This window comes from Lentzea tibetensis (assembly GCF_007845675.1).
GTDB classification, from domain to species: domain Bacteria; phylum Actinomycetota; class Actinomycetes; order Mycobacteriales; family Pseudonocardiaceae; genus Lentzea; species Lentzea tibetensis.
This window is the reverse complement of the sequence record NZ_VOBR01000035.1, coordinates 44,520-55,491: the sequence shown is the minus strand read 5'-3', so window position 1 is coordinate 55,491 and position 10,972 is coordinate 44,520. Positions and strand designations below refer to the sequence as shown.

Sequence of the window (10,972 nt, the reverse complement as noted above, 5' to 3'; positions counted from 1 at the left end):
GTTCGGCAGGCCTCTCTCGTGGCGTTCGCTCAGTACTGCTCGCCCCGCGCCGCGCGGTCGCGCAGCGAGGAGGACGGCCGGAACCGCTCCCCGTAGGTGTCGGCCAGGTAGTCGGCCCGCTCGACGAACGCGGCCAGCCCGGTGGAGTTGACGAACTGCAGCGTCCCGCCGCTCCACGGCGCGAACCCGAACCCGAAGATGCTGCCGATGTTGGCGTCACCGACCGAGGTCAGCACGTTCTCGTCCAGGCACCGCACGGTCTCCAGCGACTGGATGAACAGCAACCGGTCGTGAACGTCCTGTTCGGACACTCCGGCCTCGTCGCGGGTGAACCGGGTGACGAGCTCGGGCCACAGGAACTTCTTGCCATCGGCCGGGTACTCGTAGAACCCGGCACCACCGGACTTCCCGGTGCGTCCCAGGTCCACGAGCTGTTGCAGCACACCGAAAGCGGGGTGCTCGGCCAGCCCGGCCGATGACGGGTCGTCCGCCAGCGTCTGCTCGCGGATCTTCAGCTGCAGCGTCAGCGTCACCTCGTCGGACACCGCCAGCGGGCCGACGGCCATGCCGGCCTTGCGGGCGACGTTCTCGATCAGCGCCGGGTGCACGCCCTCGGCGAGCATGGTGATCGCCTCGGTGACGTACGTGCCGAACGTGCGCGAGGTGTAGAAACCGCGGCTGTCGTTGACGACGATCGGCGTCTTGCCGATCTGGCGCACGTAGTCCAGCGCGCGGGTCAGCGTCTCCTCGGACGTCTTCTCGCCGCGGATGATCTCCACCAGCTGCATCTTCGGCACCGGCGAGAAGAAGTGCAGCCCGATGAACTTCTCCGGGTCGGACACCGCCGAAGCCAGGCCGGTGATCGGCAACGTCGAGGTGTTCGACGCGATCACGGCGTCCGGCAGGGCGGCGGACTCGGCCGCGGGCAGCACCTTGTTCTTCAGCTCGCGGTTCTCGAACACCGCCTCGATGATCAGGTCGCAGCCCGCGAGGTCGGTGTCCGAGTCGGTGGGCGTGATGCCCGGCAGGTCCCGCGCGCCGCGCGAAGCCGCCTCGAGCGAGACGTCCTTCAGCACCACGGAGATGCCCGCCTTGGCGCTCACCTCGGCGATACCGGCGCCCATCATGCCCGCGCCGAGCACACCCAGCTTGGTCACCTTGTTGCGCGACGACGAGCCGCGCGCGTTGATCTCGTTGAGCTGGAACCAGAACGCGGTGATCATGTTCTTCGAGACCTGGCCCGCGGCCAGCTCGACGAAGTAGCGGCCCTCGATCTTCAACGCGGTGTCGAAGTCGACGTGCGCGCCCTCGACGGCCGCGGCGAGGATCTTCTCCGGTGCGGGGAACACGCCGCGCGTCTTCTTGTGCAGGAACGCGGGTGCGGCGGCGAGGAACGGGTAGAGCTCCGACTCGCCGACCTTGAAGTCCGGCACGTGGTGCCCCGGCACGTCCCACGGCTGCACGGGGCCGGGGTTGATCGCGATCCACGCGCGGGCCTGTGCGATCAGGTCCTCGCGGGACGACGCCAGCGCGTCCACGATCTTCGCCTGCAGCGCGCGCTGGGGACGCAGCTGCGTGCCCTGGGTCAGCAGCGGAAGGGCCGCCTGGATGCCGAGCATGCGCACCAGACGCGTCACGCCACCGCTGCCGGGCAGCAGTCCCAGCGTCACCTCGGGCAGGCCGAGCTTGATCGTGTCGTCGTCCAGCACCACCCGGTGGTGGCAGGCCAGCGCGATCTCCAGGCCACCGCCGAGCGCGGCGCCGTTGATCGCGGCGACGACGGGCTTGCCGAGCTTCTCCAGGCGACGCAGCTGGGCCTTGATCTCCTCGACGCTCTCCAGCGCCTCGACCGCGTTGTCCGGGGTGATCTGGATCAACGTCTTCAGGTCGCCACCGGCGAAGAACGTCTTCTTCGCGGACGTGATGATCACGCCGGTCAGCTGGTCCTGCTCCAGGCGGGAGACGGCCTCGCCCATCGCGGCCACGTAGTCGGCGTTCATCACGTTCGCCGAGCCGGCCATGTCCATCGTCAGGGTGACGATGCCGTCGGCGTCCTTCTCGTAGTGGAACGTGCCCTCAGGAATCGACACTGCTCAGACCCTCTCGATGATCGTGGCGATGCCCATGCCGCCGCCGACGCACAACGTGGCGAGGCCGCGGCGCAGGTCCTGGCGCTCCAGCTCGTCGAGCAGCGTCGACAGGATCATGCAGCCGGTGGCGCCCAGCGGGTGGCCGAGCGCGATCGCGCCGCCGTTCACGTTGACCTTCTCCTCAGGGAGGTCCATGTCCCGCAGGAACTTCAGCACCACGGACGAGAACGCCTCGTTGATCTCGACCAGGTCGATGTCCTCGATGGACAGACCGGCCTTGTCCAGCGCCTTGCGCGCGGCGGGCGCCGGACCGGTCAGCATGATCGTCGGCTCGGTGCCGACGACCGCGAGCGACACGATCCGGGCGCGCGGCGTGAGGCCCAGCTCACCGCCCGCGCGGGCGGTGCCGATCAGCATCGCGGCGGCGCCGTCGACGATCTGCGACGAGTTGCCCGGCGTGTGCACGTGCGAGATGCGCTCGACGGTGGGGTAGCGGTCGATCGCCACGGTGTCGAAGCCGACCTCGCCGGTCATCAGGAAGCTCGGCTTGAGCTTGCCGAGACCGTCCAGCGTGGTCTCCGGCCGGATGGCCTCGTCGAACTCCAGCACCGCGGTGCCGTTCTGGTCGACCACCGGCACGACCGAGCGGTCGAAGTAGCCCTTGTCCCGCGCCAGCGTCGCGCGCTGGTGCGACCGCACCGCCCACGCGTCGACGTCCTCGCGCGAGTAGCCCTCGAGCGTCGCGATCAGGTCCGCGCTCACGCCCTGCGGCACGAACGACAGGCCCAGCGCCGTCTCGGGGTCCATCGCCCACGCGCCGCCGTCCGACCCCATCGCCACACGCGACATCGACTCGACGCCACCCGCCACGACCAGGTCCTCGAAGCCGGACGCGACCTTCGCCGCCGCCAGGTTCACCGCCTCGAGGCCGGACGCGCAGAACCGGTTGAGCTGCACGCCCGCCGGCCGCTGGTCCCAGCCCGCGGCCAGCAGCGCGGTCCGCGCGATGTCCGAGCCCTGCTCACCGACCGGCGACACGACGCCGAGCACGACGTCGTCGACGGCCGAGGTGTCCAACGAGTTGCGGTCCGCGATCGCGCGCAGCACACCCGCGGCGAGCGCCACGGGCTTCACGCTGTGCAGCGAACCGCGTTTTCCCCTGCCACGCGGCGTGCGCACCGCGTCGAAGATCAAGGCTTCGCTCATGGGTCCACCGTAGGCACAGTCCGGCGGGCCCACCATGACCGTCGAGGGTGACCGTTCAGCTCACCTGGAAGTCCACATCGAGTACAGCGCCAGCCAGTCCTGCTCCGGCGAGCACGCCGCGATCCCAGCCGTCCGGCAGGACCCGTCTGATCAGCATGCCGACGAGCCTGACCGACCCCGGCTGATTTTTTCGCTCACTTTTTCGCCGGTCGGGAAGCGCGGCGGTCATGGCGGGGACCACCTCGCGGTGGTTTCGTGGTGACATGGCAGACCGTCGATCGCCGTGGATGGACGAAGATCTCGACCAGCTCCGCGGGCTGGCCCGGACGTTCCTGGAGAAGGAGGTCGCGCCGCACCAGGAGCGCTTCGCGCAGCAGAAGCAGGTGGACCGCGACCTGTGGCGGCGGGCGGGCGACGTCGGCCTGCTGTGCCTGAGCGTCCCCGAGGAGTACGGCGGCGGGGGTGGGACGTTCGCGCACGAGGCCGTGCTCATCGAGGAGCAGGCCCGCGTCGGCGACAGCTCGTGGGGCAACAGCGTCCACAGCGGGATCGTCGCCCACTACCTCTTGTCTTACGGGACCGAGGAGCAGAAGCAGCGGTGGCTGCCGAAGCTGGCGTCCGGTGAGTACGTCGGCGCCATCGCGATGTCCGAGCCCGGTGCGGGCTCCGACCTGCAGGGCATCCGGACGAAGGCGCTCAGGGACGGCGACGACTACGTCATCAACGGCTCGAAGACGTTCATCACCAACGGCGGCCAGGCCGACCTGGTCATCGTGGTCGCCAAGACCGACCCCGCCGAGGGCGCGCAGGGGATCTCGTTGCTGGTCGTCGAGGGCGAGATCCGGCGCGGCCGGGTGCTGGACAAGGTCGGGCTGAAGGGCCAGGACACCGCCGAGCTGTTCTTCGACGACGTCCGGGTGCCCGCGGCCAACCTGCTCGGCGGCCAGGAGGGCCTCGGGTTCGTGCAGCTCATGCAGCAGCTGCCGCAGGAACGCCTGCTCATCGCCGTCGCCTCCGTCGCGGGGCTGGAGCGCGCCGTCGAGGTGACGACCGAGTACACGAAGGACCGCACGGCGTTCGGCCGCGAGCTGTTCAAGTTCCAGAACACCAGGTTCAAGCTCGCCGAGTGCGCGACCGAGGCGGCCGTGACCAGGGCGTTCGTCGACGACTGCGTCGAGAAGCACCTGCTCGGCGAGCTGGACGTGCCCACCGCGGCGATGGCCAAGTGGTGGTCGACGGACCGGTTGTGCCGGGTCGTGGACGACTGCGTCCAGCTGTTCGGCGGCTACGGGTACATGACCGAGTACCCGATCGCCCGCGCCTGGGCCGATGCCCGCGTGCAGCGCATCTACGGTGGTACGAACGAGATCATGAAGGAAATCATCGCGAGGTCGCTCTAGATGGGGCCGCTCGAAGGGCTGAAGGTCGTCGAGCTGGCCGGCCTCGCGCCCGCGCCGTTCGGCTGCATGGTGCTGGCCGACCTCGGCGCGGACGTCGTCCGGGTCGACCGGCCAGGCTCGGTGCACCCGGTGCCGGGCGACTTCCTCGGCCGCAACCGGCGCTCCGTCGGCATCGACATCCGCAGGCCCGAGGGGCTCGCGCTCGTTCTATCTCTAGTAGAACAGTCGGACGTGCTCATCGAGGGCTTCCGGCCGGGCGTGACCGAGCGCCTCGGCCTGGGGCCCGCCCAGGCACTCGCCCGCAACCCGCGCCTCATCTACGGGCGGATGACCGGCTGGGGCCAGGACGGCCCGCTGGCGAACAGCGCCGGCCACGACATCAACTACATCGCCGTGTCCGGTGCGCTGGAACCCATCGGACGGGCCGACGCGCCGCCCACGGTGCCGCTGAACATCCTCGGCGACTTCGGCGGTGGCGGGCTGCTGCTCGCGACGGGTGTGCTGGCCGCGTTGTACGAGCGGGAGCGGTCCGGTAGGGGACAGGTCGTCGACGCCGCGATGACCGACGGCTCGGCGCTGCTCACGACGTTCCTGCACGGGCTGCGTGCGGCGGGCATGTGGTCGGGGCCGCGCGGCGCGAACATGTTCGACGGCGGCACGCCCTGGTACGACGTCTACGAGGCGGCTGACGGCAGGTACGTCAGCATCGGCGCGCTGGAGGAGAAGTTCTACGCGGAGCTCGTCCGGGTGCTCGGCATCGAGGACGCTCCCTCGCGGCACGACCCGGCGAACTGGCCGGAGGTGCGCTCGCGGATCGCGGCGGCGGTGAAGACCCGCACGCGGGACGAGTGGGCGGAGCTCGCGGAGGGCACGGACGCGTGCCTGGCCCCGGTGCTCGACCCCGCCGAGGCGACCCGGCACCCGCACAACGTCGCGCGTGCCACTTTCGTGGAGGTCGACGGTCGCGTTCAGCCCGCCCCGGCACCCCGGTTCGAGCGAACCCCGACCGCGGTTCCACTCCCTCCGGTGAACGTCGGAATGCACACGAACGAAGTACTTGAGGACATGGGTGTGGCGCCCGCCGAAATTGCGGAACTGCGTCGTACAGGTGTCATTGTGTGAACATGAGGCCACATATAAATAAGGGCAGCACGCGGTAACGCAGCGTGTTGCCGTGGTTTGGCGTACGGGTGAGCCCACCTGGTGGGGGTCTGGGGGCGCGGGAGCGGCGGTGCTTGCCTCGCACACAGGACATCGGCGCAGTACAGGGAGTCCTTGAGCGGCCAAACGGGTGATGTTCGGTAGCGTGTACTCGTGCCGAATCGGCTGATCCTAGGGCCATCCGGGCGTGGTTGTTGTTCATCATGCGGGTGAATGAGGGACCATGGCGGGTGAACCGGGCGGTCAGCCGCCCACGAGTGAGCTAAACGGACGGAGAGGGACCTGTGAACCTCAAGAAGGTGCTAGTGCTGGCGTCGGTTGCGCTGGTGCTGTTCCTCCTGATCACCCAGCCCGAGCAGTCCGCCTCGGCGGTCCAGCAGGTGCTCAGCTGGTTGCGTCAGGGCGCGGAGTCGATCATCACCTTCATCAGGAGTCTCTTCGCGTAGGACGTCCCGCGTGACTCTCGGCGGGTCGCTACAGCCGGTGACATTCAGCCTCCGGCGTTGAGCCTAACGGGTGGAATGAGGGCTATAACGCACAGGTAACTGGGGCTTTGGCGAATCAAGGTCTAGCGGTTGTCGGACCCCTGAAATACGGTGCGTCGCAATGGCCGATCCCCGACCGACGAGGAGGCATCTATGGTCGAGGACTCCGGGGTCCACGAGCTGTTGCAGCAGTGGGCAGCTGAACGGTCTGCTGACGCTGAGATGCAGGAGGTGAACCGGATCAAGAACGCGTGGCTCGCTGAGGCTCCCCCCTCGGCGCCTGGCATCCCCGTCCAGCGGGGCGGCAGGGGCGGGTCGTCGCGTGGCTTGGTCAAGGTGGATTCGGCCGACCCGGCCTACATCGCCGCGATGAGGAAGCGTGCCCCGGAGGCACCGGAGGCCCTGCTCGCCGCCGCGGCGAGCTACTGGCAGCTGGTCGGGGACGTCGCGGAAGCCGAGCAGTGGTGGGACGCGGGCATCAGCCCGCTGGACCAGCGCGCACTCGACTACCGCGCGGCGGGCCTGACGCCCGCTGATCTCGGCCGCCGGCTCGGACCCATGACGGTTCTCCAGCACCTTCGCCGCGGTTCCGCCGCAGCCTGGTGCGTTGCACGGCTCCAGCGTCAGCGCCGGGACGGCGTTGCGTAGGTAGTGCGGTTGGCCTCCCGGATCGGGAGGCCTGATTTTCACCAGTGGTGAGTGCGCTCGCGGGGAGTGCGTGATCCACGCGGTCGGCAGGGCTCCACAACTGCGTGGACTCTGCTCGCGGAACGCGCTCGCCGGGGTTGTTCCGGCGAGTCTTGTGGGGGCCGAGCCCCCACACCCCCAGCCGGGGCTCTGCCCCGGACCCCGTTGGCGGGGCTCCCGATTGGGAGCCCGCTACGACCCTCGCTGTAATCTTGGGCCGTGCGCGGCCTCTTCACCCCCATGCGACTGCTCATCGGGCTGGTGTGCCTGGTGTCCCTCGTCGCGTGCTGCGGGCTCGCGTACTGGCAGTGGACGCGGTTCGAGTCCGCGAGCGGCACGTTCCAGAACCTGGGATACGTGCTGCAGTGGCCCCTCTTCGGCCTGTTCCCGGCTTTCATGGTGTGGCGCATCCGCAAGCTCGACCGCGAGCGCAAGGCCAAGCCGGTTGAAGCGCCTCCGGTTCCGATGACTACGGTTGACGTCGTCAAACCCGCGCGCCCCGTCGTCCACGACGACGAGCCGGACGACGAGCTGGCGGCCTACAACCGCATGCTCGCCGAGCTCAACGCGCGGGACGAACGATGAGCGAGCGTGAGGGCGGGTCGATGGAGAAGGAGCTCAAGCGGTTCAAGGTGCTGGCCTACGTGGTCGGTGTGGCCTTGCTGCTGCTCTGTGTCGCGCTCGTCCTGAAGTACGTCGGCGACGCGCCGACCATGATGCGGATCATCGGCCCCGGTCACGGCTTCCTCTACGCCGTGTACCTGGTGGTGTCGATCGACCTCGCGATCAAGGCCCGCTGGAGCATGAAGGGCACCGGGCTGGTGCTCGTCGCGGGCATGATCCCGTTCCTGTCGTTCTACGCGGAGCGCAAGGTCCACGAGAAGATGCAGGCTGGATTGCCGCTGTGAACCTGCTAGCGTCTGGCGGTATCAACTGAACACGGCCGTCGATGTCGCGCGGGAGAGTCCCACCACGGGTGGGCGCCGAAGGAGCAAGTCCTCCCCGGAATCTCTCAGGCACAGCTACCGCACGACGAAGGCAACTCTGGAAAGCAGGCGCAAGCCTCGCCCACGGTGCAAGCCGCTCTGCAGCGGCGAAGCTCTCAGGCTCATGACAGAGGGGGAGGCTTCCGACGAGGAGTCTCCGATGGACCGTGTCATCCTTTCTCAGTGCCCGCCGGCCGAGCCCGGCTCTTCGGCACGCCCGCACCAGGGAGGAACGAGCTGATGGACAGCCAGCCAAATGAGTCCAGGCTGACGCCTTTGAACGCCGAACACGAGGCTCTCGGCGCGATGTTCACGGACTTCGCGGGCTGGCGGATGCCGCTGCGCTACGACAGCGAGCTCGCCGAGCACCACGCGGTGCGCAAGACGGCCGGTCTGTTCGACCTGACGCACATGGGTGAGATCGTCCTGACCGGTCCCGAGGCGGGCGCCGCGCTCGACTACGCGCTGGTCGGCCACATCTCCGCGCTGGCCGTCGGCAAGGCCAGGTACACGATGATCACCCAGGCGGACGGCGGTGTGCTGGACGACCTGATCGTCTACCGCCTCGGCGACGAGGAGTACCTGGTCGTCGCGAACGCGTCCAACGCGGCCGTCGTGCACGAGGCGCTCGTCGAGCGGGCTGCTCGGTTCGAGACGGTCGTCACCGACAAGTCCACCGAGTACGCGCTGCTCGCCGTGCAGGGCCCGAAGTCGACGGAGATCGTCGCCGGGCTCACCGACACCGACCTCGCGACGGTGAAGTACTACGCGTCCTACCCGACTCAGGTCGCCGGCGTCGACGTGCTGCTCGCCCGCACCGGCTACACCGGTGAGGACGGCTTCGAGCTGTTCGTGTCGCCCGCGAACGCGCCCGCGCTGTGGCAGGCCCTGCTCGAGGCGGGCCAGCCGCACGACCTGCGCCCCGCCGGACTCGGCTGCCGCGACACGCTGCGCCTCGAGGCCGGGATGCCGTTGTACGGCAACGAGCTGACCGCGGCCCTGACCCCGTTCAACGCGAACCTCGGCCGCGTCGTCAAGCTCGACAAGCCGGGAGACTTCGTCGGCCGCGACGCGCTCGCGAAGGTCGCCGAGTCCGGTGTGGACTCCGTCCTCGTCGGCCTCAAGACGCCCGAGCGCCGCGCCCCGCGGCACGGCTACTCGGTGCTCGCCGGTGACGAGGTCGTCGGCGAGATCACCAGCGGCGCGCTGTCGCCGACCCTCGGGTACTCGGTCGCCATGGCGTACGTGACCAAGGCGCACGCCGAGCCCGGCACCCAGTTGTTCGTCGACGTCCGTGGCAAGCAGCAGCCCGTCGAGGTCGTCGCACTGCCCTTCTACAAGCGCGCGAAGTAATAGGGAGAAGTCATGTCCTCGCAGTTCAACGCCTCTCTCGCGGAGTTCGATCCCGAGGTGGCCGAGGCCGTTGCCGCCGAGCTGGCGCGTCAGCAGGGCACCCTCGAGATGATCGCGTCGGAGAACTTCACGCCGGTCTCGGTGCTGCAGGCGCAGGGCTCGGTGCTGACCAACAAGTACGCCGAGGGTTACCCCGGTCGCCGGTACTACGGCGGCTGCGAGCACGTCGACGTGGTCGAGCGGCTCGCCATCGCCCGGATCAAGGAGCTCTTCGGCGCCGGGTTCGCCAACGTGCAGCCGCACTCGGGTGCGCAGGCCAACGCCGCCGCGATGTTCGCCCTGCTGACGCCGGGCGACACGATCCTCGGGCTCGACCTGGCGCACGGCGGGCACCTGACGCACGGCATGCGGATCAACTTCTCCGGCAAGCTCTACAACGTCGTGCCGTACCACGTCGCGGACTCCGACGGCCTGGTCGACATGGCGGAGGTCGAGAAGCTCGCGCTGGAGCACCGGCCGAAGCTGATCGTCGCCGGCTGGTCCGCCTACCCGCGGCAGCTGGACTTCGCCGAGTTCCGCCGGATCGCCGACGCTGTCGACGCGTACCTGATGGTGGACATGGCGCACTTCGCCGGTCTCGTCGCGGCCGGGCTGCACCCGTCACCGGTGCCGCACGCGCACGTCACGACCACGACCACGCACAAGACGCTGGGCGGACCTCGCGGTGGCGTGATCCTCTCCAACGAGGCCGACATCGCCAAGAAGATCAACTCGGCGGTGTTCCCCGGTCAGCAGGGTGGGCCGCTGGAGCACGTGATCGCGGCCAAGGCGGTGGCGTTCAAGCACGCCGCCTCGCCCGAGTTCGCCGACCGCCAGCAGCGCACGCTCGACGGCGCCCGGATCCTCGCCGACCGGCTGTCGCAGGCCGACGTCGCCGGCGCCGGGGTCAAGGTGCTCACCGGCGGCACCGACGTGCACCTGGTGCTCGTCGACCTGGTCAACTCCGAGCTCGACGGCAAGCAGGCCGAGGACGTGCTGCACCAGATCGGGATCACCGTCAACCGCAACGCGGTGCCGAACGACCCGCGTCCGCCGATGGTGACGTCCGGTCTGCGGATCGGCACGCCCGCTCTCGCCACTCGCGGGTTCGGGACCGAGGACTTCACCGAGGTCGCTGACGTGATCGCGCTGGCTCTCATTCCTGGTGCGAACCTCGAGGAGCTTCGGGGGCGCGTTGAGGTGCTGTCCGCGAAGCACCCGCTGTACAGCACGCTGTAGTAGCCGCGGAAAGGCCCTCGTCCAGGCGGAAAAGCCGCCTTGACGAGGGCCTTTCCGCGTGGGCAAGGCTTCGCCTGATCCGCTGGGACCTCCCACCCCTGCCCTCCGGGGAAAGTTTGGTCTGATCGTTCGGCCGCCGGTTTGTGCTCGGGGGCCGCGCCCGGTTGGCAGTGCGGGGGTTGGGAGTGCGGCGGGCGCTCGATTCTCTTGATACGAGCCGGTCTGAACGCCATGAAGGGAGCTTTCCCAGCGCTGACACCGCTGGGAAAGCTCCCTTCATGGCATACACCGTTGAGCGAACGGCGGATGTGCGGGAACCCCGGCCC

Annotated in this window: 10 protein-coding genes and 2 riboswitches; of the genes, 8 read left to right on the top strand and 2 right to left on the bottom strand. The window is 69.1% G+C overall.

Features of this window, described 5'->3' with window-relative positions; genetic code table 11:
* Positions 1-29 precede the first annotated feature (29 nt).
* The gene (locus tag FKR81_RS37075) at positions 30-2,027 is read right to left on the bottom strand and encodes a 3-hydroxyacyl-CoA dehydrogenase NAD-binding domain-containing protein (RefSeq protein ID WP_146358979.1); all 1,998 of its coding nucleotides are present in this window, start codon (positions 2,025-2,027) and stop codon (positions 30-32) included.
* Positions 2,028-2,093: 66 nt separating this feature from the next.
* Positions 2,094-3,296 carry an acetyl-CoA C-acetyltransferase gene (locus tag FKR81_RS37070; RefSeq protein ID WP_146358925.1) on the bottom strand — a complete coding sequence of 401 codons (1,203 nt, stop codon included), beginning with the start codon at positions 3,294-3,296 and terminating at the stop codon, positions 2,094-2,096.
* Positions 3,297-3,559: 263 nt separating this feature from the next.
* Between FKR81_RS37070 and FKR81_RS37065 the strand changes: the two genes are divergently transcribed.
* The 8 genes from FKR81_RS37065 to glyA all read left to right on the top strand — a co-directional run bounded on the left by FKR81_RS37065 (position 3,560) and on the right by glyA (position 10,646).
* A complete protein-coding gene (locus FKR81_RS37065) occupies positions 3,560-4,696 on the top strand; it encodes an acyl-CoA dehydrogenase family protein (RefSeq protein ID WP_146358923.1) in 1,137 nt (378 codons plus the stop codon).
* Entirely contained in the window at positions 4,697-5,818 is a 1,122-nt protein-coding gene (locus FKR81_RS37060) for a CaiB/BaiF CoA transferase family protein (protein WP_146358921.1), read from the top strand.
* Between the two features lie 323 nt (positions 5,819-6,141).
* Positions 6,142-6,303 (top strand): hypothetical protein, encoded by a 162-nt coding sequence (locus FKR81_RS44035; RefSeq protein WP_186763391.1) that lies wholly within the window; start codon positions 6,142-6,144, stop codon positions 6,301-6,303.
* A gap of 192 nt (positions 6,304-6,495) precedes the next feature.
* Positions 6,496-6,990 carry a helix-turn-helix transcriptional regulator gene (locus FKR81_RS37055; RefSeq protein WP_146358919.1) on the top strand — a complete coding sequence of 165 codons (495 nt, stop codon included), beginning with the start codon at positions 6,496-6,498 and terminating at the stop codon, positions 6,988-6,990.
* A gap of 279 nt (positions 6,991-7,269) precedes the next feature.
* Positions 7,270-7,614 (top strand): hypothetical protein, encoded by a 345-nt coding sequence (locus tag FKR81_RS37050; RefSeq protein WP_146358978.1) that lies wholly within the window; start codon positions 7,270-7,272, stop codon positions 7,612-7,614.
* Positions 7,611-7,937, top strand: a complete 327-nt coding sequence (locus tag FKR81_RS37045; RefSeq protein ID WP_235922121.1) for a DUF3817 domain-containing protein — start codon at positions 7,611-7,613, stop codon at positions 7,935-7,937. Before FKR81_RS37050 ends, FKR81_RS37045 begins: the two co-directional genes overlap by 4 nt.
* 39 nt (positions 7,938-7,976) lie before the next feature.
* Positions 7,977-8,067, top strand: a riboswitch (glycine riboswitch).
* Between the two features lies 1 nt (position 8,068).
* Positions 8,069-8,153: riboswitch (glycine riboswitch) on the top strand.
* Between the two features lie 102 nt (positions 8,154-8,255).
* Positions 8,256-9,368 carry a glycine cleavage system aminomethyltransferase GcvT gene (gcvT, locus tag FKR81_RS37040; protein WP_146358974.1) on the top strand — a complete coding sequence of 371 codons (1,113 nt, stop codon included), beginning with the start codon at positions 8,256-8,258 and terminating at the stop codon, positions 9,366-9,368.
* Between the two features lie 12 nt (positions 9,369-9,380).
* Positions 9,381-10,646, top strand: coding sequence for a serine hydroxymethyltransferase (gene glyA / locus FKR81_RS37035; RefSeq protein ID WP_146358917.1), 1,266 nt, complete (start codon positions 9,381-9,383; stop codon positions 10,644-10,646).
* Positions 10,647-10,972: the final 326 nt, after the last annotated feature.

Excerpts from the sequence above, each read along its gene's own strand:
- FKR81_RS37060 (WP_146358921.1), top strand. The coding sequence starts at position 4,697 with ATGGGGCCGCTCGAAGGGCTGAAGGTCGTCGAGCTGGCCGGCCTCGCG.
- FKR81_RS37050 (WP_146358978.1), top strand. The coding sequence starts at position 7,270 with ATGCGACTGCTCATCGGGCTGGTGTGCCTGGTGTCCCTCGTCGCGTGC.
- FKR81_RS37065 (WP_146358923.1), top strand. The coding sequence starts at position 3,560 with ATGGCAGACCGTCGATCGCCGTGGATGGACGAAGATCTCGACCAGCTC.
- FKR81_RS37055 (WP_146358919.1), top strand. The coding sequence starts at position 6,496 with ATGGTCGAGGACTCCGGGGTCCACGAGCTGTTGCAGCAGTGGGCAGCT.
- FKR81_RS37045 (WP_235922121.1), top strand. The coding sequence starts at position 7,611 with ATGAGCGAGCGTGAGGGCGGGTCGATGGAGAAGGAGCTCAAGCGGTTC.
- FKR81_RS37070 (WP_146358925.1), bottom strand. The coding sequence starts at position 3,296 with ATGAGCGAAGCCTTGATCTTCGACGCGGTGCGCACGCCGCGTGGCAGG.
- FKR81_RS37075 (WP_146358979.1), bottom strand. The coding sequence starts at position 2,027 with ATGGACATGGCCGGCTCGGCGAACGTGATGAACGCCGACTACGTGGCC.
- glyA (WP_146358917.1), top strand. The coding sequence starts at position 9,381 with ATGTCCTCGCAGTTCAACGCCTCTCTCGCGGAGTTCGATCCCGAGGTG.
- gcvT (WP_146358974.1), top strand. The coding sequence starts at position 8,256 with ATGGACAGCCAGCCAAATGAGTCCAGGCTGACGCCTTTGAACGCCGAA.